This is a genomic window from Micromonospora inaquosa (assembly GCF_003857055.1).
Classification (GTDB): domain Bacteria; phylum Actinomycetota; class Actinomycetes; order Mycobacteriales; family Micromonosporaceae; genus Micromonospora; species Micromonospora inaquosa.
In genome coordinates this window covers 1-22,863 of the sequence record NZ_QGSZ01000236.1, presented here as the reverse complement: position 1 = coordinate 22,863, position 22,863 = coordinate 1, and the positions used below count along the sequence as shown (strand labels likewise).

Here is a 22,863-nt window from a genome sequence, read left to right as displayed (position 1 = left end):
GTTCCCGCCCACCCCCGCGACTGTGATCCGCAACCGCGACAGTGATCCGCGACGAACCCCCACCGAGTCGAACGACGCTTGCGGAAAGACTGGCCCAGCAGGGTCGAGCGTCAACCCCAGTCCTCCTTTGGAGCTGATGCCATAAACGAATCGCCCAGCGGTGGTGACCGCGGTCTGGAAAAGGCAGGGTGGGCACCTCGGCGCCGCCACCAGAAGTACCGGCGCGGCCGTTGGTGGTGTCGGTGCGGCCGTTGGTGGTGTCGGTGCGGCGGCTGGTGGTGTCGGTGCGGCCGTTGGTGGTGTCGGCGCGGGGGCTAGTGGTGTCGGTGCGGCGGGCAGGGACAGGTCGGGTGGTGATGCCGCAAACGATTCAGCTCTAAAGGCATTGCGAGGTAGGTCATCCACCGCTGAAGGGCAGTTGTCCACAAGGTTATCCACAGGCCGGAGCGGGGTGTTGATGGCCCATCGACCAGCCGGGAACATCGGACTGTGACCGAGGCGAGTGGTGGAGCTGATCTCGGCCGGGCGCTTCGCGCTCTGCGCCGTCGGGCCGATCTGAGTCAGCGGCAGTTGGCCGAGAAGGCCGGGGTGCCACAGCCGACGCTGGCCCGGATCGAGTCGGGGCGGGCGATCGATCCCCGATTCCGGACAGTGGAACGCCTCGTGCAGGCAGCGGGTGGGCAGTTGGGCATCGGCGTCCCGGCATCCATCTCCGGCCTTGCCGAGCCCGTGCCGGTTCCGCACGACGACATGCGGGACGAGGCAGGACGTCGTTACCCGGCTCACCTGGACGTCTGGCCGGTCCACGAACCTCGGGACTGGCCCGGCGCCTGGTGGGCGGAGTGGTACCGGTTGCCGCCCGAGCGGTATCCACTTCCGCTGCCACCGGCCGCGTACGAGCTGAACCGGCGCTATCGCGACAACCGACGGTGGGGTGCCGAGGTGCAACGGACCGCGCAGGTGCGCCGGGTGCTCGGTAACGACCTGCCGGCCACCTCCTGGCGGTACGTTGCCGAGCTTCCCGACGGGAAGCTGGTCGGTGAACTGCGGGCCCATGAGCGCAGCCCGTTCCTGGAGTTCAGGGAGTGGCATACGGGCATGCCGGAGCGGGAGATGGTGCTCGACGGCGTGCTCGTCGATGCCCGCTATCGGCGGTTGGGGCTGGGTCGTCGCCTCGTCACCGCACTGATAACCGAGATGCGTGAGGCGGGCATCGACGATGCGGCGGCGATCGCCGAGGGCTTCGGCACCGAACTGTTGCTGGCGTGCGGCTTCGAGATCGAGGGACGCCGTCCCGCCGCACTGCGCCTTGGCCCTCCTGGCAAGCGCTGGGTCTTCTGAGGCTCGGCCGGGTCAGCGCAGTGCGGGGGCCGCCGCGGTGAGGGCGGCGAGGGCTTCGCGTAGCCGCCACGCGTCCCGGTCGCGGGGGCCGATCGGGTTGGAGATGGTGCGCAGTTCGGCGAAGGGCAGCCCAGCCTGCGCTGCGGCGACCGCCACGCCGTACCCCTCCATGGCTTCGGCGACCGCTTCCGGATGCCGGCGGCGCAGCTGATCGGTGCTTGCGGTGGTGCCGGTCACGGTGCTGACCGTCAGCACCGGCCCGGTCGTGGCAGTCGGGAGGGCGGCCCGCAGTGCCGCCAGCAGGCCCGGGTCCACCGGCACACTGCTGCCGGCACCGAGCAGCGCGGGCGGCATGCCCAACTCGTCGACGGGGATGAAACCGTCGGGCGACTCGGCGCCCAGGTCGGCGGCGATGCTGGCCGTGCCCAGGACGGTGTCACCGACCTCGGCCCGCCCGGTGAAGCCACCGGCCACACCGGCGCTGATCACCGCACGGTACGGGCGACCCGCGGCCTCGGCCAGCGCCAGCAGCCGGGCGGTGGCGGCACCGGCGATGGCCGGGCCCACACCGATCGGGGTGACGGTCACGCTGCGGTCGGTCAGCCCGGCGCGGACCGCGTCCGCCTCGGCGGGAACCGCCGTCACCACCAGCAGACCGGTCACGAGAGTGAGCCGGGGGACTCCCGGCGGGTCTCGTCGTCGGCCCCGCCACCCGGGCCGCCAACCGCCGACGACGGGCGGTAGATGTGGTAGCCCGGCGGAGCGAGGCTCGGGTCGTCGTACTGCGGGGAGTTGGTCTGGGCCGGAGCCGGTGAGGTGGGTGCGGGGTTCCCGGGCTCGTCCGCCGGCTCGTCCTCGGTCAGCTCGTCGTCGCCGAGCGGTCGGCCGGCCAGCTTCTCGCCGCGCAGCCGGGCGGCGGCCAGCACACCCCGGATCGCGGCCAGTACGCCGACCCCGGCGGCGACGGCGATGCCCATCCGACCGTCGAACGGGACCAGCCCGAGCCCGCCGCCGGCGACGAAGGCGAGCATCAGCACCGTCTCGGAGTGGGCGAAGGAACTGGCCCGCAACCGTTCCGGGATGCGCTCCTGGATCGAGGCGTCCACGGCCAGCTTCGCGATCCCGCTCACCAGCGCGGCAACCAGGCAGAGCAGGGCGACCATCACCAGCGAGAACTGGATGACGGCGAGCACCGCCACCCCGGCCACGATGATCATGCTGCTCGACTGGATGGCGGTCGGCCGGTGGATGCGCAGCCGGGTGCCGATGGCGGTGGCCAGGAAGGTGCCGACCGCGAGCGCGCCGCCGACCAGGCCCAACGCCCACTCGGCACCCAGATCCCGGCCGAACACCACAGTGGTCAGGTCGCCCTTCTTGATGGCGAAGGCGAGGAAGAGCAGCAGGAAACCGTAGAGCGCGCGTAGCGTCGCCGCGCCGATCAGGGTGGCGATCACCAGCCGCCCGGACGGTCGGCCCCGGCCCAGTGGCCGATCGCCCCGGCGGCGGCCCAGCGCGCGCAGTGGCCGGGGGACCCGCTCCGGTGGCTCCGAGTCGGCCTTCGGTGGCAGTCGCAGGGAAATCACCATGCCGACCAGGAAGATCACCGACGCGACCCGCAGCGGCCACTGCGGCCCAAACCAGAACGCGGCCAACCCGATCGGCGCCACCAGTGCGCCGGCGACCGTGCCGTAGACGCTGGCCCGGGCACCCACCTGGGACAGGCCGAGGCCCTCCGGCAACAACCGGGGCACCGCCGCGGAGCGGGCCACGCCGTACGCCCGGGAGAGCGCGAGCACCCCGAACGCGGCCGGATAGAGCCCGAAGCCGTGGATGTAGTCGGAGATCAACCAGGCCAGGAAGGCGCGGCCGAGCATCGTCGCGGCCAGGGCGTACCGCCGGCCGTGTCGGAAATGGTCCAGCAACGGGCCCACCACCGGGGCGAGCATCGCGAACGGAACCATCGTCACCAGCAGGTAGAGCGCGACCTTGCTGCGGGCCTCGCCGAGCGGCACGTTGAAGAAGATCGTGCCAGCCAGACCGATGGCGATCAGGGTGTCACCGGCGCAGGAGAGCGCGTGCAGGTCGAACAGGCGAACCATGCCGACCTCGCCGCCGGCACCCCGGGCGCGGGCCCGACCGGCCCGGCGGGTCACCCAGCGACCGCTGCCCACCGAACCGCGCAGCAGCAGCCGGACGGCGCGAATGCCGGTGCCGACGGTCCGCCCGAGGACGGATCGCCCGGAGCGGGAGTACGACGGCATGTGCACCATCCTCGCCCATCTGATCCGGGTACGCCGCACCACCGCTCGGAAAGGTTCCCCGGGAGTCCCTGTCACCCCTGCGAGGCGCATGGGGAACAATGGTGAGGTGACCAGGCCCGTCTCCACCCGTGCCGCCCGTCTCGACCAGGTCTGCGCCGCCGCCGTCGAGGTGGCTCGCTCTGGCATCACCGAGGTGGACGCCGATGATGTCGGCGATCACCTGCAGGTTGTGGCCGAGGGTGACCGGCTGGTCACCCACTACTTCGAATGCCTCCTCGCCGGCTACCGCGGCTGGCGCTGGGCGGTCACCGTCACCCGGGTGCCGCGCAGCAAGACGGTGACCATCTGCGAGACGGTCCTGTTGCCCGGCCCGGACGCGCTGCTCGCGCCCGGCTGGCTGCCCTGGCAGGAGCGGCTCAAGCCGGGCGATCTGGGTCCGGGTGACCTGCTCCCGACCTCGCCCGACGACGATCGGCTGGTCCCCGGTTACCTGCTCTCCGACGACCCGGCGGTCGAGGAGACGGCATGGGAGCTGGGCCTCGGACGTGCCCGCGTGCTCTCCCGGGAGGGCCGCATCGACACGGCGCAGCGCTGGTACGACGGTGATCACGGGCCCGACGCGGCGATCTCGACAGCCGCTCCGGCCGCCGCCCGCTGCGGCACCTGCGGCTTCTACCTGCCGCTGGCCGGTGCGATGCGGCAGGCCTTCGGGGCGTGCGGCAACTTCTACGCTCCCGACGACGGCCGGGTGGTGAGCGCCGACCACGGTTGCGGCGCCCACTCCGAGACGTTGATCGAGGCGGCCGAGACCGCTGTCGACGAGCTGCCCACGGTGTACGACGACAGCGCGGTGGAGGCCATGTCGGTCAGCCGGGCCCCGGGCTCGGTGGAGGCGGCTGAGCCGGCGGAGCCGTACGGGCACTCCTGATCGTCCGCGCCGGAGTGCTCCGCCGCGGTGGCCAGCTCACCTTGCTCGGCGGCGGCGTCGGTTGGCGTCGTGGCGCATCATCACGGCGAGGCCCGGAAAACCCCACAGGAAACCGGCGAGGCAGGTCCAGAGCCAGTTCTGGTGACCGTGGTCGGTCAGCCAGCCCCGGAAGAAGATCAGCAGGACCAACCCGGCCACCGCCCACGCGATCAACCCGGCGAGAGCGAACGGCACCATCGGCGGATCCAGTGGTGCGGGTCGCGGTGGCTGCTCGTTCGGCATTCGGCAAGCGTACGGGATCTGCTTCCCCTGCCCGCCGATGATCTGGGACGATGCGCGCGACAACCGGAAGATCACCTGCGAGGTCTTGATGGCAGTAGCGCCGCCCGAGAACGGCACACCTCCCAACCCCGCTCATCCGCGTAACGGTTTCGACCGGTTCTTCGAGATTTCCGCCCGTGGCTCGACGCTGAGCCGTGAGGTACGCGGTGGCCTGGCGACCTTCTTCACGATGGCGTACATCGTGGTGCTCAACCCGCTGATCCTGGGCGGCGCCGTCGACGGTGACGGCAAGAGCCTCCCGATTCCGGCACTGGCTGCCGCGACCGCGCTGGTCGCCGGCCTGATGACCATCCTGATGGGTGTGGTCGGCCGGTTCCCGCTGGCGCTCGCCGCCGGTCTGGGTGTCAACGCCCTGGTGGCGTACGAGATCGCTCCCGAGATGACCTGGGCCGACGCGATGGGCCTGGTGGTGATCGAGGGTCTGATCATCGCGGTGCTGGTGCTGACCGGTCTGCGGACCGCTGTGTTCCGCTCGGTACCGACTCAGATGAAGACCGCGATCGGGGTCGGCATCGGCCTGTTCCTGACCATCATCGGCCTGGTGGACGCCGGCTTCGTCCGGCGCATCCCGGATGCGGCGAACACGACCGTTCCGGTCGGCCTGGGCATCGGTGGCAAGTTGGTGAGCTGGCCGATGCTGGTCTTCGTGGTCGGGTTGCTGATCACGCTGGTGCTGGTGGTCCGTCGGGTGAAGGGCGCGATCCTGATCGGCATCCTCGCCTCGACGGTGCTGGCGGTGATCGTGGAGGCGATCGGCAACATCGGTCCGTCGTTCGTCAACGGTCAGCCCAACCCGAAGGGCTGGTCGCTGAACGTGCCGGAGCTGCCGAAGACGGTGGTCGACCTGCCGGACCTGTCGCTGCTCGGCAAGTTCAACGTGCTCGACTCGTGGGGTCGCGCCGGTTGGCTGGTCGTGCTGATGTTCATCTTCACGTTGTTGATCACGGACTTCTTCGACACCATGGGCACGATGGTCGCGGTCGGCCAGGAGGGCGGCCTGCTCGACGAGCAGGGCACCCCGCCGAAGGCCAAGGAGATCCTGCTGGTGGACTCGATCGCCGCGGCGGCTGGCGGTGCGGCCAGCACCTCCAGCAACACGTCGTACATCGAGAGTGCCGCCGGTGTCGCGGAGGGTGCGCGGACCGGTGTGGCCAACCTGGTCACCGGCGCGCTCTTCCTGCTCGCGATGTTCCTGGCGCCGTTGGTCGTGATCGTGCCGTTCGAGGCGGCGTCGACGGCCCTGGTGGTGGTCGGTTTCCTGATGATGACCGCCGTGCGGACCATCGACTGGTCCGACTACGAGATCGCCATTCCGGCGTTCCTCACCATCGTGCTGATGCCGTTCACCTACTCGATCTCCAACGGGATCGGCGCTGGTCTGATCACCTTCGTGGTGGTCAAGCTGGCGCGGGGCAAGGCCCGGGAGATCCACCCGTTGCTGTATGGGGTGGCCGCGCTGTTCGTGCTGTACTTCCTGCGGGGGCCGATCGAGTCCCTGGTGCTCTGAGGCGCGTCCGGGCGGGGAGTCCGGTCAGGGATTCCCCGCCCGTACCATCTGAATCCCCTCGTGAGCCTGGTCATAACGGATGTCGTTAGCCATGCTCATTAGTTAAGCTAACTACTGTGACGGAGCGGACGGTGACGGCGAAACGCGTGCCACCGGCGCAGCTGGCTCCCCAGCTGCGTGATGCGATCACCCGACTCAACCGACGGGTCCGACAGGCCCGACCGGTCGGCGACCTCACGGTCACCCAGGTCTCCGCGCTCACCAGCCTGCGGCTGGCGGGCGCGATGACCCCCCGGGAACTGGCCGACGTGGAGCGGGTGCAGCCGCCGACGATGACCAAGATCGTCGGGAAGTTGGAGGACCGCGGCCTTGTGCAGCGGACACCTCATCCGACCGACGGGCGGCAGGTCATCCTCGCGGCGACCGAAGGAGGGCAGGCCGTGCTCGACCAGTTCGAGCGGGCCCGCGACGAGTGGCTGGCCCACCGGCTGGCCGCACTCGACGAGGACGAACGGGAGACCCTGCAGAGGGCCGCCGAGATTCTCCAGCAGCTCGCTCGCGCCTGAGCCGCACCCGCGCCACCGGGTCCGTGCCGTCACCTGTCGATGACGTGTACGTCTGAAGGAGGCGCACCAAGAGTGCAGGCGAAGCTGAGCACGATGTTCCAGTCCCTACAGGTCCGCAACTACCGCCTCTTCGCATCCGGGCAGCTGATCAAGTTGATCGGCGTCTGGATGATGTTCATCGCCCAGGACTGGCTCGTCCTCGACCTCTCCAACAACTCGGCGACCGCGCTCGGCGTGGTCACCGCCTGCCAGTTCACCCCGGTGCTCCTGCTCACCCTGCTCTCCGGTCGACTCGCCGACCGGTACGACAAGCGGGTGCTGCTCTTCGTCGCCAATGCCTTCTGGAGCCTGCTGGCGCTCGGCATGTCCCTGCTGGTCCTCACCGACCTGGTGCAGCTCTGGCACGTCTTCGCCTTCGCCGCGCTGCTCGGCACCGCCAACGCGGTGGAGACCCCGGTGCGTCAGGCGTTCGTCTCCGAACTGGTCGGCACGCCCCTGCTGCCCAACGCGCTGTCGCTCAACGCCGCCGTGTTCAACTCCGCCCGGATCGTCGGCCCGGCCGTCGCCGGTCTGGCCATCGCCGCCTTCAACGTGGGCCCGGTCTTCCTCTTCACCGCGCTCAGCTCGATCGCGCCGCTGGTCAACGTGGTTCGGATGCGGACCTCCGAGCTGCAGCGCGACGCCCTGCTGCCGCGCGACGAGCGGGCGTCCGCACGGGTGATCGACGGGCTGCGGTACGTCTGGCGTCGCCCTGACCTGCTGCTGCCGATGGCGATCATGTCGGTGATCGGCATGTCGCTGTTCAACTTCCAGCTCACCCTGGCCGCGCTGGCCAAGACGGTCTTCCACACCGGGGCCGCCTCCTTCGGCCTCTTCAGCACCGCCCTGGCCGTCGGCGCCCTCGGTGGCGCGCTCAGCGGCACCGGTCGGCGTAGCCGCCCGTCGGTCTGGCTGGTGCTGGGAGCGGCGATCGCCTGCGCCAGCTTCGGCACCCTGGTCGGGCTCGCCTCGGCGTACTGGCTGGTCGTGACGCTGCTGGTGCCGACCGGCTTCTTCATGGTCTTCTTCGCCCAGGCCGCCAACCAGCGGGTCCAGCTGGGCGTGGACGCGGCCTTCCGGGGTCGGGTGATGGCCCTGTGGGTGCTGGTGTTCCTGGGTACCAACCCGGTCGGCGCGCCGCTGATCGGCTGGGTCGCGGAGCGCTTCGGTGCCGGTGCCAGCATCTGGATGGGCGGGCTCATCTCGCTGGCCGCCGCGCTGCTCGCCCTCACCTGGCAGCTACGGCACTCCGGTGCCCGGCTGCGCTTCCGGGTGCTGCCGATGCCCCGTTTCTACGTCACCTCCACCGACTGCTGAGGTTTGAGGCGTGGCCGGGCCGCGTCCGGTTGCGCGGATCGCGCGGATGCGGCCAAACCGCTGGCGGGGTGGCACGCTGGGGCTTAGCGTCGATACGTGGGAGTCGGACGCGCGCTGATGCTGGCCCTGGCGTTCCTCGCCGTGGCCACACTGCCGGCGGCATTCGCCCTGCTCTTCTGCTACGACGAGATCGTCGACCGGGTGGTCTGCGGCTGGTCGGAGTGGCGTGACCGCCGACGGGAGAAACGCACGATCGCCCGTCTCGACCGGGCCGTCGAGGCCGACGCGCTGACCCGGGACATCGACCTCAGCGAGTTCGACAGCGACGACCGCCGGCCGCTGGAGCAACTCGCCGCCGATCTGCGCCGTCTCGGCGGTCAGCGGATCGGTGGCACCGGCCGATCGATGGTCTGGCACAGCGCGCTGCTCCAGGCGTACGACGACCGGCTTCGCCTCGCCTGCCGCGCCCTCGGCGTCACCGAGCACCTCGCCGAGCTGGAGGGCGTCGACCAGGAGATCGAACGGGTCCGGGTGGAGGGCGTGCTGCACGCCGCCGGGCTGGCCCTGCCGGCGGCCCGGGCCGGGCACCGGCAACGGCACCGCTGAGCGGCCCGACGGGTGCGGCTCTTCGTCGCGGTCTACCCACGCCACGAGTCGGTCGACCACCTCAACGCGCAGGTCGCGCGGCTACGGATCGGCGCGGCGGCCGCCGCCGGCGTCAACGTCCGGCTCGCCGACCCGGTCCAGCTGCACGTCACAGTGGCCTTCCTCGGCGACGTCGAGGCGGCCCGGCTGGTCGAGGTGGAGAGCGCGCTCGGGTTGGCCGTCGAGTGGTTCCACGACGGCCGGGACGCCCCGCCCCGGCTGAGCCTCGGCGGCGCTGGCCGGTTCGGGGAGGGCCGGTCCACGGTGCTTTGGGTTGACCTTCGGGGCGACGTCGCGGCACTGCACGAGCTGGCCCGGCTGGTTCGGGACCGCTTGCGGCGCGCCCGACTGCCGTACGACGAGAAGCCCTTCCGCCCGCACCTCACCGTGGCCCGGCCCGGCGACCGGATCGACCTGGTCGACCTCGCCGCCGACCTCGCCGTCCTGGACGACTACCGGGGCCCCGAGTGGCCGGCGACCGAGCTGCGGCTGATGCGTAGCGACCCCGGCTTCCGGCCACCGCGCTACGACCGGATCGCCGCCTGGCCGCTCTGACTCAACGGCGCCGACCTGCCGGTTGTCTACCCATCCTCCGGACCTGGCCGGTGGAGGTTGCCGGGAGTTGCCCCGGGTCTGGCGTGGAGGACTTCGCGAGCCTGCTCGGCCGCGCGGGTGATGCTTTCGCTGATGAAGTCCAGAAAGCGGGCGATGTTCTCCAGGCGGGCGGCGGCGTGGGTGTGCGGGCCGAGGATGGCGACGCCCTGCCGTGCGGTTTCGACGAGCTGGTCGTTGGCTCGGGCGCTGGCGATGGTCGCCTGGTAGAAGAGTTCGTCGTCGACGACGTAGCGGTCACGGCGGCGTTCGTCGCGTTCTCGGCGGACCAGGCTCTGGCTCTCCAGGAAGGCGATCGCCTTGGAGATGGACGCCGGGCTGACCTGAAGGCGCTGGGCGAGTTGGGATGCGGTCAGGCTGCCCGCGTCGGTGGTGTACAGGCAGGTCAACACCCGGGCGGCCATCTTGTTCAGGCCCGAGGCCATGAGGACGGTGGTGAACGTCTCCTCGTACTCGGCCACGGCCTCGGCGTCGCGTCCGTGCTCCTGGGGGGGCGCGTCCGCCCCTCGGGAGAGGGTGGGCCTGCGCCGGTGGGCGCGGCGCTCGGTGGCGCGGTGGGCCAGGTCGGCGCGGTAGGCGGTGGGGCCGCCGTTGCGCATCACCTCACGCGTGATCGTCGAGGTGGGACGGTCGAGGCGTCGAGCGATCTCCGCGTAGGGGAGGCTGTCGGCCAGCCCCAGCGCGATCTGCTGGCGTTCCTGCTGGCTGAGCCTGCCTCCGGGCATCGCTGTCTCCTTGGTGATCCTGCACGGCGTTCGCTGCCCCCACGGTAGCGTTCACCTCCTCCTCATTGCAATGGCGCGTCCCTCGGGCGTTGCGTTATCTCGTTGTTCATTGCAATGATTTCACGCGAACTAGCTGCGAAAATGCCTGTTCTACGCAATGAATTCGTTGCCGGCTTTTGGAAAGCAACGTAGCGTTTCCAATGTCAGAAACAACGACCACGCACGGGAGAGCACCATGCAGAAGTTCGACACCCCCGCCCCGATCTCCGCCATCCTGAACATCCCCGCCGGACGCATCCAGCTCATCGCCGCACACCGCGCCGACACCACCGTCGAGGTCCGGCCGGCTGACCCGGACAAGAGCCGCGACGCCAGAGCCGCCAAGCAGACCGCCGTCGCCTACGCCGACGGCGTCCTGCGGATCACGACGGCGGCCCCGGGCAACCCGCTCTTCGGTCCGTCCGGATCCCTGGAGGTCACCGTCCAGTTGCCCGCCGGCTCCCGCATTGACGGCACGTCCGCCAGCGCCGAACTCCGTAGCGTCGGGCGTCTCGGGGACGTCGCCTTCGAAGGGGCGTACCGCCAGATCAAGATCGATGAAGCCGCGAGCGTCCGCCTCACCGCGATCGACGGTGACGTCGAGGTCGGCCGGCTCAACGGCCCCGCCGAGATCAGCACCGCGAGGGGTGACATCCGGATCGCCGAGGCCGTGCACGGCACGGTCGTGCTCCGCACCCAGTCCGGCGACATCTCGGTCGTCGCCGCCACCGGCGTCTCGGCCGCCCTGGACGCCGGCACCGGCTTCGGTCGCATCAGCAACGGCCTCAAGAACGACGGCACCACCGCACTCGACATCCGCGCCACGACCTCCCACGGCGACATCACCGCCCGCAGCCACTGAAGCCGACCCGACCTCCGACCGACCTTCCACGCGACCAGGAGTGCAGACATGACGATCACTAACACCATTTCGACGTGGACCGGCATGGTGCCGGTCGACGACACGGCCCTCGCTGTCACCGACACCGGCGGCACCGGCATCCCCGTGGTCTACCTCAACGGTCAGTTCGCCACCCAGGGTTACTGGCGGCGGGTCATCGCCGACCTCGGCACCGGATTCCGCCACATCACCTACGACGAGCGGGCCCGCGGCAAGAAGTCGAAGCGTTCGGCGGACTACTCCTTCGAGGCGGTCGTCCGGGACGTCGACGCCGTGCTGTCGGCCCGGAACGTCGACCGGGTGCTACTGGTGGGCTGGTCCTACGGAGCGGTCGTCGGGGCGCACTGGGCCAACCGGAATCCGGAGCGTGCCCTGGGCGCGGTCCTCGTCGACGGCGCGTTCCCGCACGACTGGCTCGACGAGGCCACGGCGCAACGGATCCGCACGCTGTTCCGCCGGATGACCCTGTTCATGCCCCTGCTGCGCCCGACCGGCCTGACCCCACGGATGAACGCCGACCAGATGGCGAACAGCAACATCGAGCTGGGCGAACTGTCCCGCGAGCGGGCGCTGGGCCCGGTGCTGGACGCCATCACCGTACCGGTGCGGTACGTGGTCGCCTCGGGAAGGTCCCTCGGCAGTCGCGGTGACGAGCAGGAACAGATCCGCGTCAGCCTCAACGCGGTGACCGTCCGCAACCCGAACATCACGATCAGCGCGAAGGTCGCCAGCAACCACGGTGCGATCCTCAAGAAGGACTTTCGCGCCGTCGCCGAGGCCGTACGCGGGGTCGCCGCCCCTCATCGGGGCGGCGTGGGAGACATGCGGTGAGACCCGAACGCCCGCGTTGACGGGTGGCGCAAGGTCACCCGTCAACGCGAAAGCGTCAGGAGGATTCGCGGGCGGCCGGGCCGCTGCCGAAGAGCACGTCGTCCCAGCTCGGCAGCCGCTTGCGCGGCTTGCCGTTGGCGTCGGTCGACTCGCCGCCGGCGGCCGCCGCAGCGCCCGTCCGGCGGGGCCGGAGCACCGCCAGCGACGGCACGGCCGGCACCTCCTTGGGCGCGTCCGAATCGTCGTCGAAGGCCGAGCCCTGGCCACCGCCGAGCAGGGCGGCGGCACCCCCACCGACCGGCCGCTGCCGAGGCGCGTCCGAACCGGCAAGGGCAGCCGGGGTACGCGGCTCCAGCCCACGACCCGACGAGGCGCCGAGCGGACGGTCCAGGGAGGCGAGCAGGGCGTCACGGCCGGCCCGGATCGGATCGCGGCCCGGGCGCGGATGCTCGGACGCCGCCGGCAACCCGTGCCCGCCACGACTCGGCTCACCACGCGACGGACCAGGCAGGGCATGCCCGCCCCGCTCCGGCGCCGGCTCCTGGCCGAGGATCGGCGTGGGCCGCTCGGCGCACAGGTACTGCGCCATGTCGTCATGCGGGGCGACCGACTGCCGGGTCTTGTCGAGATCCCAGATGGCCTGCGCGGTGGCCTTGCCCGACGGCCAGGTGGCGATGATTCGCCACGTGCCGTCGTCACGCCGGTACGCGTCCCAGGAGATCTTCTCGGTGTCGATGCCGTGCTGGCTCAGCCGACCGTTGACCACCTCGGCGAGCGGGGTGGGCTTCTCCGCGCCCTTGAGGCGGGTGCGGCGGGCATGCTGGGCGAGCATCGCCCGCTCCTGCAGCACCGGGCCCGCATAGCGCAGCACCCGGTCGACCGGCACCCCGGCGATCCGGGCGACATCTTCCGCGGACTCGCCGGAGCGGATGCGGGCCTGAATGTCCCGAGGAGACAGTGACGGAATCGGGTCGGCCGCGGTCGGCGCCACAGCGAGCGGCGGCGCACCGGGCTCGGCGTGCAGCGCGCCGGAGATCCGTTCGTCGATCGGCAGGGCGAGCAGCCGCCCAACCTCGTCGGCGAGAACCAGGGCATGGCCGTCCTCGGAGAGGGCGACGAAGCGTACTGGGCGCATAGCGTTGCCTCCGTCCCGCTTCGCTGGCCGCACGCCACGAGTCGGCCACCCAGGCGTCTCGCACCACCGTACGCGCATCTGCCTCAGGGTGGGGGAAGCGACACCCCGCATGTCGTGACTGAGCTGCGGCGATGATCACGGTCGGTGTCGGTGGAGGGCCCCACGGACACCGACCGTGACGAACCTCAGAGTCGCTCGACCACGTAGTCGATGGACGCGGTCAGCGCCTCGACATCGGCCGGCTCGACGGCCGGGAAGAGCGCCACCCGCAGCTGGTTGCGACCGAGCTTGCGGTAGGGCTCAGTGTCCACGATGCCGTTGGCGCGCAGCGCCTTGGCGATCGCCGTGGCGTCCACGCCGTCGGCGAAGTCGATGGCGGCGACCACGTTGGAGCGCAGCGCCGGGTCGGTGACGAACGGGGTGGCCACGCTGGACCGCTCAGCCCAGCCGTAGACCGCCGCGGCGCTCTCGGCGGTGCGCTTCGCCGCCCAGGCCAGACCGCCCTGCGCGTTCATCCAGTCGGTCTGCTCGGCGGCCAGGAAGATGGTGGCCAGCGCCGGGGTGTTGTAGGTCTGCTCCAGCCGCGAGTTGTCGATCGCGGTGACCAGGTCGAGGAAGGCGGGGATGTAGCGCCCGGACGCCTTGATCTCGGCGGCCCGGTCCAGTGCGGCCGGGGACATCAGGGCCAGCCAGAGGCCGCCGTCGGAGCCGAAGCACTTCTGCGGAGCGAAGTAGTAGACGTCGGTCTCGCCGACGTTGACCTCCAGGCCACCGGCGCCGGAGGTCGCGTCGACCAACAGCAGCGCGTCCTCGTCGGCCCCGGCCACCCGGCTGATCGGAACGGCCACACCGGTCGAGGTCTCGTTCTGCGGCGTCGCGTACGCGTCAACGCCGGACTCGGCGACCAGCGCCGGGGCGCTGCCCGCGTCGGCCTTGCGCACGGTCGGCTCACCCAGGAACGGGGCGTCCTTGACCGACTTGGCGAACTTGGCGCCGAACTCGCCGAAGCTGGCGAACTGGGCCCGGTCTCGAATCAGGCCGAAGGTGGCGACCTCCCAGAACGCGGTGGTGCCACCGTTGCCGATCACCACCTCGTAGCCCTCGGGCAGCGAGAAGAACTCGGCGATGCCGGAGCGCAGCCGGGCCACCTGGTCACGGACCGTCTTCTGCCGGTGCGACGTGCCAAGGTAGGTGGTCGCTACCTCGGCGAGAGCGGACACCGCCGCCGGGCGGACCTTGGACGGGCCGCAGCCGAAGCGTCCGTCGGCGGGCTTGATCTCATCGGGAATCCGGATGATCGGTGCGTCAGCCACGGTCTTGAAGATCCTTCCGCAAGGGCGAGGGTGGGCCCGGCGACACTGCCGGCCCTCATCCTCGCACCCGGGCCAGACGGCGATGGTCGGGGTCCCGGCGGTCGGTCTGAGTCCTTCGCCACAGTCGGCACCGGCAGCCGTCGACGACGGCCTCTCTTCGACGCGCGGCGTCGAAAAGGGCCCCTCCCCGACGCCCGGCGTCGGAGAGGGGCCCTTACCTGCGCTCAGACGCCGTGCGGGATGGCCGCCCAGCCCTCGACGTCGGACGGCTTGCGGGTCTCCGGGCCGATGTAGCGGGCGGACGGGCGGACCAACCGCTGGAGGCGCTTCTGCTCCAGGATGTGCGCGCTCCAGCCGCCCATCCGGGCGCAGGTGAACATCGAGGTGAACATGTGCGCCGGCACCTCGGCGAAGTCCAGCACCACGGCCGACCAGAACTCGACGTTGGTGGCCAGCACCCGGTCCGGGCGGCGGGCCTGAAGCTCGGCGAGGGCGGCCTTCTCCAACGCCTCGGCGATCTCGAAGCGCGGCGCGCCCAGCTCCTTGGCCGTGCGCCGGAGCACCCTTGCACGCGGGTCCTCGGCACGGTAGACGCGGTGGCCGAAGCCCATCAACCGCTCGCCGCGATCCAGGACGCCCTTGACGTAACCCTCCGCGTCGCCGCTGCGCTCCACCGCCTCCAGCATGCTGAGCACCCGGGACGGGGCGCCGCCGTGCAGCGGGCCGGAGAGAGCGCCGATGCCCGACGAGATGCAGGCAGCCGCGTCCGCCCCGGTGGAGGCGACGATGCGAGCGGTGAAGGTGGACGCGTTCAGGCCGTGCTCGGCGGCCGAGATGAAGTACGCGTCGACGGCCTTGACGTGCCGTGGGTCGGGCTCGCCGCGCCAGCGCTTCATGAACCGCTCGACGATGGTCTGCGCCTTGTCGATCTCCTTCTGCGGCACTGCCGGCAGGCCCAGGCCGCGGGCGGACTGGGCGACGAACGAGAGCGCGGTCACCGAGACCCGGGCGAGATCCTCACGGGCCTGCTCGTCGGAGATGTCCAGCAGCTGGTTGAGGCCCCAGTACGGCGCCAGCATGGCGACCGCGGACTGCACGTCGACGCGGATGTCACCGGAGTGCACCGGCACCGGGAACGGCTCCGCCGGCGGCAGACCCGGCCCGAATCGGCCGTCGACCAGCAGTGCCCACACGTTGCCGAACGACACCTGGCCGATCAGATCCTCGATGTCGACCCCGCGATAGCGCAGCGCGCCGCCCTCACGGTCAGGTTCGGCGATCTCGGTCTCGAAGGCGACGACGCCCTCCAGCCCGGGTTTGAAATCGGCCATGTCGCTCTCCTGGATCTGGTCGGTGCGCCCGATCGCTCATCCGGCCCGATCGGCCGAGCGCCTTAGGCGACCCTCAGGGATGTGTTCGGAACATCTTGCCTGCTGAGTAAGGGATACGCGACCCACTGCCACTGTGCTGCACGCGACATCCCCGAGCGCGCATTCTCCGCCCCACTCGGTGAGACTGGGCACGGTGGGCTGGCCAGCGCGGGAGGGTGCTGGCGAGGCCCCCGAGAAGGAGTGGGGACGTGACGGGTGACACACCCGCCCCGGCCGCGATGCGTAACGAGTACGCCGCGGACCTGGGCCTGACCGAGGCTGACCTGGCCGCCGACTGGCACACCCAGTTCGACAGCTGGTTCGCCGACGCGGTGGCTTTCGGGCTGCCCGAACCCAACGCCATGGTGGTGGGCACCGCCGACTCGGCCGGCCGGCCGAGCGGGCGGACGGTGCTGCTGAAGGGGTACGACCCGGAGGGCTTCGTCTTCTTCACCAACCACCTGTCGCGCAAGGGCGTCGAGGCGACCGCCAACCCGTACGCCAGCCTGGTCTTTCCGTGGTTTCCCATGCAGCGTCAGGTGGTGGTCGCCGGGCGGGTCGAGCAGGTCGACCGCGCGACGAGCGAGGCGTACTTCGCCAGCCGGCCGCGCGGCTCCCAACTGGGTGCCTGGGCCAGCCCGCAGTCGCAGGTCGTGTCGGGCCGGGCGGTGCTGGAGCAGCGGTACCAGGAGGCGGCCGAGCGGTTCGCCGACCGGGCCGAGATTCCGACCCCGTCGCACTGGGGCGGGCTGCGGGTCCAACCCGAGTCGGTGGAGTTCTGGCAGGGTCGGGCCGGCCGGCTGCACGACCGGCTCCGCTTCCGTCGCGTCGACGAGGGTGGCTGGATCGTCGAGCGGTTGGCGCCGTGACGGGAGTGCGGGAGACCCGGTCGCGCGCAGCGCGCCGCTGGGCGATCGACGTGCGTCCGCTGCGGGTTCCGGCGTACCGGCGGCTCTGGCTCGGCAACACCGTGGCGATGTTCGGCTTCCAGTTCACCGCCGTCGCGGTGCCGGTCGAGATGTACGCCCTGACCCGGGACTCGTTCTGGGTGGGCCTGCTGGGTATTGCCGCCTTCGTACCGTTGCTGGTCTTCGGGCTCTGGGGTGGCGCGGTCGCCGACGCCCGCGACCGGCGTGCGGTGCTGCTCGGTGGCTCATTGTTGCTTTGGGCATCCACCCTCGGTCTGCTGGTCCAGGCGCTGTTGAACGTGGGCAGCCCGGTGCTGCTGCTGGCGTTGATGGCGGTGCAGTCGGTGGCCTTCGCGATCAGCTCGCCGGCCCGTAGCGCCATGCTGCCCCGGCTGGTGCCGGAAGACCTGGTGGTGTCCGCCTCCACGCTGAACTACACGACCTTCACCGCCGCCTCGGTCGCCGGGCCACTCGCCGCCGGCCTGATCCTCGCCGCCTCGCCGGACACCACTGTGGTCCTGCCGATCGCCTACGGGCTGGACGCGGTGCTGTTCACCGCGATGCTCTGGGCCGCGCTGCGGCTGCCGTCGCTTCCGCCCGAGCCCACCGCCGACGGCCAGGCGCGGCGGGCCGGCCTGGCCAGCGTCATCGACGGATTCCGCTACCTGGCCACCACCCCGGTCCTGCTGTTGTCCTTCGGGGTGGACCTGATCGCGATGATCCTCGCCATGCCACGGGCCCTCTTCCCGGAGATCGCCAACGAGCGGTTCGGCGGCGGCGGCGCGGTCGGTCTGCTCTACAGCGCCATCGCGATCGGCTCGATGATCGGCGGGCTGACCTCCGGCTGGATCGGCCGGATCCGCCGGCAGGGGCTCGGCCTGGTGCTCGCGGTGGTCGGCTGGGGCCTGGCGATCGCCGCCGCGGGCTTGGCCCACCAGCTCTGGCTGATGGTCGTGCTGCTCGCCGTGGCCGGCGCCGCCGACCTGATCAGCGCGGTGCTGCGTCAGTCGATGTTGCTGGTCTACGCACCGGACCGGATGCGCGGCCGACTCCAGGGCGTCAACACGGTAGTGGTGGCCGGTGGCCCACGCCTGGGTGACCTGCGCGCCGGCACCATGGCCGCCGGGTTCGGTGGCGGGGTGGCCTGGGTGGCCGGTGGGCTCGCCTCCGCGGTGCTCGTGGTGGTGCTCGCGGTCGCGTTCCCGGCGCTGCTGCGTTACCGGGCGGCGACGGCGTCGAGCGGCGACCGGGCCTGACCGGTTAGGGTCGCCGGCATGGAAAGCCCCGATCAGCGCCCGTTCTCCGGCGCCCAGTGGACCATCTCCGCCGCCGGCCACGAGGCTGTCATCGTGGAGGTCGGCGGTGGGCTCCGGACGTACCGGCACGACGGTGTCGACGTGGTCGACGGGTACCAGACCGACGAGGTCTGCCCCGGTTGCACCGGGCAGGTGCTGGCACCCTGGCCGAACCGGATCCGCGATGGCCGCTACTCGTTCGGCGGGCGGGCGCACCAGCTCGCACTGACCGAGCCGGAGCGGCACGTGGCCATCCACGGGCTGGTCAACTGGGTTCCGTGGCAGTTGCTGGAGCAGTCGGCGGACGCCGTGACGGTCGGCTATGACCTGCCGCCGCAGCTCGGCTACCCGTGGCCGCTGCGGCTGCGCAGCCGGTGGAGCGTCGACGCGGACGGGCTGCGCGCCGAGCACGAGGTGACGAACATCGGTGCGGAGCTGGCCCCGTTCGGCTTCTCCGTGCACCCGTACCTGCAACTGCCGGGCGTCGCGGTGGACGACCTGGTGCTGCGGCTGCCCACCCGCAGCCGGGTGGTGGTGGACGGTCGGCTGCTGCCGGTGGGGGTGACCCCGGTGGCCGGCACCGAGTACGACTGGACCAGCCCTCGCCGGATCGGCGCGGCCGTGCTGGACTCCTGCTTCGGTGAGGTGATCCGGGATGCCGACGGCGGTTCGTCGGTGAGCCTCTCCGCGCCGGACGGTTCGACCGGCGTGAGCGTCTGGGCGGACGCCGAGTTCGGCTGGTGGCAGGTGTTCACCGGGGACGCCCTCACCGGCGAGCGGCACCGCCGTTCGGTGGCGATCGAGCCGATGACCTGCCCCCCGGACGCGTTCCGGTCGGGCAAGGATCTGCTCACGCTCAAGCCCGCCACGACCTGGCGAGGTGCCTGGGGCATCCGCCCCGGCGCCTGATGGAGTTCGCCGAGGTCGTCCGCCGTCGGCGGATGGTGCGCAACTACGACCCGGACCGTCCGGTCCCGCCCGACGTGGTGGACCGGCTGCTCGACCACGCGGTCCGCGCGCCGTCGGCGGGCTTCGCCCAGGGCTGGGGTTTCCTGGTGTTGACGGAGCCGGCCGATCGGGACCGGTTCTGGGCTGCCACCACCCCCGGCGGGGGTGGGCGGGAGCGTTGGCTCGCGGGCATGCGCCGAGCGCCCCTGATCGTGGTGCCGCACGCCAACGAGTCGGCCTACCTGCGGCGGTACGCGGAGCCGGACAAGGGCTGGACGGATCAGTCCACGGACCGGTGGCCGGTGCCGTACTGGCACGTGGATGCCGGCTTCGCGGCGCTGCTGATGCTGCTCACCGCGGTGGACGAGGGCCTGGGGGCGTGCTTTTTCGGCATTCCACCGCAGCGGCTCACCGCCTACCGGGACGCGTTCGGCGTGCCGGCGGAGTATCAACCCATCGGTGCCGTCACAATCGGTTATCGCGCAACCGACCATCGGTCACCGTCGTTGCGCCGTGGGCGACGCCCGATGGACGAGGTCGTGCGGCGCGGCCGGTGGAACTGACGCGGACGTCCTGTTCGTCCGGTTGAAGATCGGACGAGCGGTAGCGAAACTGACATCAGGGAGCAGAACGCAGCGTGCGCTGGGCGGCTAGGCTGGCACGGTCATCGGTGCCGCGCCGCGCGGTGCCCGCCGCGGCCCGGCTCGGCGCCGTCGGTCGGCCCGGCCACGGGGAGGGGAGCGTGCCGTCGTGATCTTCAGAGCGGTCCGGGACGGGCGTCCCTATCCGGAGCACAATCTGACGCTCAAGCAGTGGGCGGAGATCCCGCCGCGGCCACTGCGCCTGGATCAGATGATCACCACCAAGCGCGAGTTGGCGCTGGACAAGCTCCTCGCTGAGGATTCCACCTTCTACGGTGACCTCTTCCCGCACGTGGTCCAGTGGAACGGCGGGCTCTACCTGGAGGACGGGCTGCACCGGGCGCTGCGCGCCGCCCTCCAGCAGCGCAACCAGATCCACGCCCGGGTGCTGGTGCTCTCCGAGCCCATCGAATGACGAGCCCTTCTTCCGTGCGCTGAACCTTCGTTAGGGTGGCGTCCATGACCGCTCCGCTGGACCTGCTCGACCTGGACCCGTCGCTCAGCGAGGAGGAACGGCAGGTCCGCGATGTCGTCCGCCAACTCGTCGACGACCGGGTGCGACCCCATGTCGCCGACTGGTACGAGGACGGCCGGGTGCCCGCCCGGGAGCTGGCCCGCGAGTTCGGCAAGCTCGGCCTGCTCGGCATGCACCTGACCGGCTACGGCTGCGCCGGCACCTCCGCGGTCGCCTACGGGCTCGCCTGCCAGGAGCTGGAAGCCGGCGACTCCGGCGTCCGCTCCCTGGTCTCGGTGCAGGGATCGCTCGCCATGTACGCCATCTGGCGCTACGGCAGCGAAGAGCAGAAGCGACACTGGCTGCCGTCGATGGCCACCGGTGAGGCGATCGGGTGCTTCGGCCTGACCGAACCGGACCACGGCTCCGACCCCGCCTCAATGGCCACCCGGGCCCGCCGCGACGGCGACGACTGGGTGCTCACCGGCGGAAAGATGTGGATCACCAACGCGCCGATCGCGGACGTCGCGGTGATCTGGGCGCGCACCGACGAGGGCGTACGAGGCTTCGCCGTACCGATGGACACGCCTGGCGTCACGGCCCGGGAGATCCGCCGCAAGATGTCGCTGCGCGCGTCGGTGACCGGCGAGATCGTGCTCGACGACGTCCGGCTCCCGGCCGACGCCCGACTGCCCGAGGCGGTCGGGCTCAAGGCGCCGCTGAGCTGCCTCACCGAGGCCCGCTACGGGATCGTCTGGGGCGCGGTGGGCGCGGCCCGCGACTGCCTGGAAACCACAGTGGCGTACGCGACCACCCGCACCCAGTTCGGTCGCCCACTGGCCGGGTTCCAGCTCACCCAGGCGAAGCTCGCCGACATGGCCGTCGAGCTGGTGAAGGGGCAGTTGCTCGCGCTGCACCTGGGTCGGCTCGCCGACGCCGAGCGGCTGCGGCCCGAGCAGGTCAGCGTGGGCAAACTGAACAACGTGCGGGAGGCGCTGGCCATCGCCCGGCAGTGCCGCACCATCCTCGGCGCCAACGGTGTCTCCGGCGAGTACCCGGTGATGCGGCACGCCAACAACCTGGAGAGTGTGCTGACCTACGAGGGCACCTCGGAGATCCACCAACTGGTCATCGGGCAGCGGCTCACCGGGCTCTCCGCGTTCGCCTGACCTGCTTGTTTGCACCTTCCGGGCGCTCGACGCGCGACTGTCGTAATGGGGCCGTACCGTCATTGACAGACGACGTGTCTGACGAGGACGGTGAGCGTGATGGCCCGCGACGCTGGCAGCAACGAGCCCACGAGGGAGTTCCCCGGTTACCCGACCGGTGACGACCTCAAGGTGCGGTCGACCGCGACACCCGAGTGGCCCACGGATACCCCGGAGGGCACCGACGACCACGCCGAGCCGGCTGGCCCCGGTGGCCCGACGACAGGTGGCGACGGCACCGGCGGCGGTGGAGCGGCCCGAGGTCTGCTCATGCTGCTCGGCGCCGCCGCGCTGGCCGTGGTCGTGCTGCTCGGCATCCAGGCGACCGGCATCCTGCCGGAGTTCCGCAACCCGTTCGCCAAGGAACAGACCGACCGCAGCCAGCCACCGCTGCTGAAGTCGATCCAGGACCTCAGCCGCTACGTGGCCGCCGAAGGCAACTTCCAGGTCGTGGTCGACACGCAGAACGACCGGCGCAACGTCCCGGACTTCCTGCTCAACGAGCGCACCCTCTTCGTCGGTGCCGGCAGCGTCGAGGCGTACGTCGACTTCACCAAGATCGGTGAGGGTGCCGTCGTCCAGTCCGCCGACGGCAAGTCCGTCGAGATCAAGCTGCCCGCGCCGCAGCTCGGCGAGACCAACCTCGACATGGAGAAGAGCTACGTCTTCGCCGAGCAGCGCGGCCTGCTCAACCGACTCGGTGACCTGGTCGGCAACGACCCCAACCGGCAGCAGCAGGTCTACCGGCTCGCCGAGGACCGGATCACCGCCGCCGCCCGGGACAGCGGGCTCTCCGCCCGAGCCGAGGAGAACACCCGCAAGATGCTGGAGGGGCTGCTCCGCTCCCTCGGCTACCAGCAGATCACTGTCACCTACATCGCTCCCTGACCTGCCCCATCCCGTACGCCGAAGCGCCCGCCCCGACCTCCGTCGGAGCGGGCGCTCCCACATACGCCCCCACATACGTCCCCACAGCCAGTCCCGCAGCCGCCAGTCCCGGCCAGCGGCCCAGGCGCCGCTCCCGGGGGAGCTCGACCACCGATCTGCCGCATTCGAGCCGCCGCCGCGACCGCGATACAAGCAATCTTGGACAGTTTCCGTCAGCGCGTGACGGAAACTGTCCAAGATCTCTGCTTGCGTGGGGTGTGCGGGGTGAAATTAGTGTCCGGTGGGGGCGAGGTAGCGGTCCTCGTTCGGCATCAGCACCCACAGGATCAGGTAGACGATCACCTGTGTGCCGGGCAGCAGCAACGACAGCAGGAACAGCAGTCGGACCATTCCGGCCGACATGCCGAACCGCCGCCCGAGGCCGGCGCAGACACCGGCGATCATGCGCCCCTCGCGGGGTCGGACCAATTTGCGACTCATCGTCGTACTCCCACTCTGCGGCGGTGCGCCGCGTCTGCAATCCACGGTAGAAACGGATGACCACCTCGCCCTCGGTCCCGAGGAGGAGCGGCAACCCGTGGACCCGTAGGTGCTTTACCCGGGCAGCCCCCCGCTGACGCCTGCCGAGCCGCCCGCGCCAGCTCTCCAC

At 70.9% G+C, this 22,863-nt stretch carries 24 protein-coding genes; 16 read left to right on the top strand and 8 right to left on the bottom strand.

The annotated features are described in order from the left end of the window. Positions 1 to 489: 489 nt before the first annotated feature. Positions 490 to 1,341, top strand: coding sequence for a helix-turn-helix domain-containing protein (locus tag DLJ59_RS20550; protein WP_124774262.1), 852 nt, complete (start codon positions 490 to 492; stop codon positions 1,339 to 1,341). 12 nt (positions 1,342 to 1,353) lie between these two features. Here the strand turns inward: DLJ59_RS20550 and DLJ59_RS20545 are convergent, their stop codons facing one another. Together DLJ59_RS20545 and DLJ59_RS20540 are read right to left on the bottom strand one after the other, a co-directional pair. Further along, positions 1,354 to 2,004: a futalosine hydrolase gene (locus DLJ59_RS20545; protein WP_124774261.1), complete on the bottom strand. Its 651-nt coding sequence runs from the start codon at positions 2,002 to 2,004 to the stop codon at positions 1,354 to 1,356. Then, positions 2,001 to 3,602: an MFS transporter gene (locus DLJ59_RS20540; protein WP_124774260.1), complete on the bottom strand. Its 1,602-nt coding sequence runs from the start codon at positions 3,600 to 3,602 to the stop codon at positions 2,001 to 2,003. Before DLJ59_RS20540 ends, DLJ59_RS20545 begins: the two co-directional genes overlap by 4 nt. Before the next feature lie 88 nt (positions 3,603 to 3,690). On the opposite strand from DLJ59_RS20540, the gene DLJ59_RS20535 reads away from it, so the two are divergent. After that, positions 3,691 to 4,530, top strand: coding sequence for a DUF3027 domain-containing protein (locus tag DLJ59_RS20535; protein ID WP_124774259.1), 840 nt, complete (start codon positions 3,691 to 3,693; stop codon positions 4,528 to 4,530). Between the two features lie 36 nt (positions 4,531 to 4,566). Here DLJ59_RS20535 and DLJ59_RS20530 read toward each other — a convergent pair whose 3' ends face one another. Further along, complete coding sequence (locus tag DLJ59_RS20530; RefSeq protein WP_091395273.1) at positions 4,567 to 4,812, bottom strand: DUF2530 domain-containing protein; 246 nt, start codon at positions 4,810 to 4,812, stop codon at positions 4,567 to 4,569. 88 nt (positions 4,813 to 4,900) lie between these two features. On the opposite strand from DLJ59_RS20530, the gene DLJ59_RS20525 reads away from it, so the two are divergent. From DLJ59_RS20525 to thpR, 5 genes are all read left to right on the top strand, one after another. Next, a complete protein-coding gene (locus DLJ59_RS20525; protein ID WP_124774264.1) occupies positions 4,901 to 6,379 on the top strand; it encodes an NCS2 family permease in 1,479 nt (492 codons plus the stop codon). Between the two features lie 116 nt (positions 6,380 to 6,495). Beyond that, positions 6,496 to 6,945, top strand: coding sequence for a MarR family winged helix-turn-helix transcriptional regulator (locus DLJ59_RS20520; protein WP_208648776.1), 450 nt, complete (start codon positions 6,496 to 6,498; stop codon positions 6,943 to 6,945). A 72-nt stretch (positions 6,946 to 7,017) separates the two neighbouring features. Next, positions 7,018 to 8,301 carry an MFS transporter gene (locus tag DLJ59_RS20515; protein WP_124774257.1) on the top strand — a complete coding sequence of 428 codons (1,284 nt, stop codon included), beginning with the start codon at positions 7,018 to 7,020 and terminating at the stop codon, positions 8,299 to 8,301. A 96-nt stretch (positions 8,302 to 8,397) separates the two neighbouring features. Next, positions 8,398 to 8,907, top strand: coding sequence for a hypothetical protein (locus DLJ59_RS20510; RefSeq protein ID WP_124774256.1), 510 nt, complete (start codon positions 8,398 to 8,400; stop codon positions 8,905 to 8,907). Between the two features lie 12 nt (positions 8,908 to 8,919). Next, positions 8,920 to 9,501 carry an RNA 2',3'-cyclic phosphodiesterase gene (gene thpR / locus DLJ59_RS20505; RefSeq protein WP_124774255.1) on the top strand — a complete coding sequence of 194 codons (582 nt, stop codon included), beginning with the start codon at positions 8,920 to 8,922 and terminating at the stop codon, positions 9,499 to 9,501. A 26-nt stretch (positions 9,502 to 9,527) separates the two neighbouring features. On the opposite strand, the gene DLJ59_RS38325 is transcribed toward thpR, so the two are convergent. Then, positions 9,528 to 10,283, bottom strand: coding sequence for a helix-turn-helix domain-containing protein (locus tag DLJ59_RS38325; RefSeq protein WP_124774254.1), 756 nt, complete (start codon positions 10,281 to 10,283; stop codon positions 9,528 to 9,530). A gap of 235 nt (positions 10,284 to 10,518) precedes the next feature. Here DLJ59_RS38325 and DLJ59_RS20495 point away from each other — a divergent pair, with 235 nt between their 5' ends. Continuing rightward, positions 10,519 to 11,184 (top strand): DUF4097 family beta strand repeat-containing protein, encoded by a 666-nt coding sequence (locus tag DLJ59_RS20495; protein ID WP_124774253.1) that lies wholly within the window; start codon positions 10,519 to 10,521, stop codon positions 11,182 to 11,184. Between the two features lie 48 nt (positions 11,185 to 11,232). Continuing rightward, positions 11,233 to 12,054, top strand: coding sequence for an alpha/beta fold hydrolase (locus DLJ59_RS20490; RefSeq protein WP_124774252.1), 822 nt, complete (start codon positions 11,233 to 11,235; stop codon positions 12,052 to 12,054). Positions 12,055 to 12,109: 55 nt separating this feature from the next. On the opposite strand, the gene sepH is transcribed toward DLJ59_RS20490, so the two are convergent. From sepH to DLJ59_RS20475, 3 genes are all read right to left on the bottom strand, one after another. Next, a complete protein-coding gene (gene sepH / locus DLJ59_RS20485; protein ID WP_124774251.1) occupies positions 12,110 to 13,189 on the bottom strand; it encodes a septation protein SepH in 1,080 nt (359 codons plus the stop codon). 185 nt (positions 13,190 to 13,374) lie between these two features. Continuing rightward, the gene (serC, locus tag DLJ59_RS20480; protein WP_124774250.1) at positions 13,375 to 14,502 is read right to left on the bottom strand and encodes a phosphoserine transaminase; all 1,128 of its coding nucleotides are present in this window, start codon (positions 14,500 to 14,502) and stop codon (positions 13,375 to 13,377) included. A gap of 224 nt (positions 14,503 to 14,726) precedes the next feature. Beyond that, positions 14,727 to 15,833 (bottom strand): citrate synthase 2, encoded by a 1,107-nt coding sequence (locus DLJ59_RS20475; protein ID WP_124774249.1) that lies wholly within the window; start codon positions 15,831 to 15,833, stop codon positions 14,727 to 14,729. A gap of 278 nt (positions 15,834 to 16,111) precedes the next feature. Between DLJ59_RS20475 and pdxH the strand changes: the two genes are divergently transcribed. The 7 genes from pdxH (at position 16,112) to DLJ59_RS20440 (ending at position 22,214) form a co-directional block, all read left to right on the top strand. Next, a complete protein-coding gene (pdxH, locus tag DLJ59_RS20470) occupies positions 16,112 to 16,741 on the top strand; it encodes a pyridoxamine 5'-phosphate oxidase (RefSeq protein WP_124774263.1) in 630 nt (209 codons plus the stop codon). Beyond that, on the top strand, positions 16,738 to 18,036 hold the full coding sequence (locus DLJ59_RS20465; RefSeq protein WP_124774248.1) for an MFS transporter: 1,299 nt from the start codon (positions 16,738 to 16,740) through the stop codon (positions 18,034 to 18,036). Before pdxH ends, DLJ59_RS20465 begins: the two co-directional genes overlap by 4 nt. A gap of 18 nt (positions 18,037 to 18,054) precedes the next feature. Continuing rightward, on the top strand, positions 18,055 to 18,984 hold the full coding sequence (locus DLJ59_RS20460) for an aldose 1-epimerase family protein (RefSeq protein ID WP_124774247.1): 930 nt from the start codon (positions 18,055 to 18,057) through the stop codon (positions 18,982 to 18,984). Then, positions 18,984 to 19,586 carry a nitroreductase family protein gene (locus DLJ59_RS20455; RefSeq protein ID WP_124774246.1) on the top strand — a complete coding sequence of 201 codons (603 nt, stop codon included), beginning with the start codon at positions 18,984 to 18,986 and terminating at the stop codon, positions 19,584 to 19,586. Before DLJ59_RS20460 ends, DLJ59_RS20455 begins: the two co-directional genes overlap by 1 nt. Before the next feature lie 187 nt (positions 19,587 to 19,773). Further along, positions 19,774 to 20,079, top strand: coding sequence for a type II toxin-antitoxin system VapB family antitoxin (locus DLJ59_RS20450; protein WP_030329612.1), 306 nt, complete (start codon positions 19,774 to 19,776; stop codon positions 20,077 to 20,079). A 44-nt stretch (positions 20,080 to 20,123) separates the two neighbouring features. Continuing rightward, complete coding sequence (locus DLJ59_RS20445; RefSeq protein WP_124774245.1) at positions 20,124 to 21,287, top strand: acyl-CoA dehydrogenase family protein; 1,164 nt, start codon at positions 20,124 to 20,126, stop codon at positions 21,285 to 21,287. 99 nt (positions 21,288 to 21,386) lie between these two features. After that, positions 21,387 to 22,214, top strand: a complete 828-nt coding sequence (locus tag DLJ59_RS20440) for a DUF4230 domain-containing protein (RefSeq protein ID WP_124774244.1) — start codon at positions 21,387 to 21,389, stop codon at positions 22,212 to 22,214. Between the two features lie 270 nt (positions 22,215 to 22,484). On the opposite strand, the gene DLJ59_RS20435 is transcribed toward DLJ59_RS20440, so the two are convergent. Continuing rightward, the gene (locus DLJ59_RS20435; RefSeq protein WP_124774243.1) at positions 22,485 to 22,694 is read right to left on the bottom strand and encodes a PspC domain-containing protein; all 210 of its coding nucleotides are present in this window, start codon (positions 22,692 to 22,694) and stop codon (positions 22,485 to 22,487) included. Between the last annotated feature and the right edge of the window lie 169 nt (positions 22,695 to 22,863).

Coding starts and splice junctions, on each gene's coding strand:
- DLJ59_RS20530 (WP_091395273.1), bottom strand. CDS start 4,812: ATGCCGAACGAGCAGCCACCGCGACCCGCACCACTGGATCCGCCGATG.
- DLJ59_RS38325 (WP_124774254.1), bottom strand. CDS start 10,283: ATGCCCGGAGGCAGGCTCAGCCAGCAGGAACGCCAGCAGATCGCGCTG.
- DLJ59_RS20490 (WP_124774252.1), top strand. CDS start 11,233: ATGACGATCACTAACACCATTTCGACGTGGACCGGCATGGTGCCGGTC.
- DLJ59_RS20535 (WP_124774259.1), top strand. CDS start 3,691: ATGGGGAACAATGGTGAGGTGACCAGGCCCGTCTCCACCCGTGCCGCC.
- DLJ59_RS20495 (WP_124774253.1), top strand. CDS start 10,519: ATGCAGAAGTTCGACACCCCCGCCCCGATCTCCGCCATCCTGAACATC.
- DLJ59_RS20475 (WP_124774249.1), bottom strand. CDS start 15,833: ATGGCCGATTTCAAACCCGGGCTGGAGGGCGTCGTCGCCTTCGAGACC.
- DLJ59_RS20460 (WP_124774247.1), top strand. CDS start 18,055: ATGGAAAGCCCCGATCAGCGCCCGTTCTCCGGCGCCCAGTGGACCATC.
- DLJ59_RS20455 (WP_124774246.1), top strand. CDS start 18,984: ATGGAGTTCGCCGAGGTCGTCCGCCGTCGGCGGATGGTGCGCAACTAC.
- DLJ59_RS20525 (WP_124774264.1), top strand. CDS start 4,901: ATGGCAGTAGCGCCGCCCGAGAACGGCACACCTCCCAACCCCGCTCAT.
- DLJ59_RS20440 (WP_124774244.1), top strand. CDS start 21,387: ATGGCCCGCGACGCTGGCAGCAACGAGCCCACGAGGGAGTTCCCCGGT.
- DLJ59_RS20435 (WP_124774243.1), bottom strand. CDS start 22,694: ATGAGTCGCAAATTGGTCCGACCCCGCGAGGGGCGCATGATCGCCGGT.
- pdxH (WP_124774263.1), top strand. CDS start 16,112: ATGCGTAACGAGTACGCCGCGGACCTGGGCCTGACCGAGGCTGACCTG.
- DLJ59_RS20445 (WP_124774245.1), top strand. CDS start 20,124: ATGACCGCTCCGCTGGACCTGCTCGACCTGGACCCGTCGCTCAGCGAG.
- DLJ59_RS20540 (WP_124774260.1), bottom strand. CDS start 3,602: ATGCCGTCGTACTCCCGCTCCGGGCGATCCGTCCTCGGGCGGACCGTC.
- sepH (WP_124774251.1), bottom strand. CDS start 13,189: ATGCGCCCAGTACGCTTCGTCGCCCTCTCCGAGGACGGCCATGCCCTG.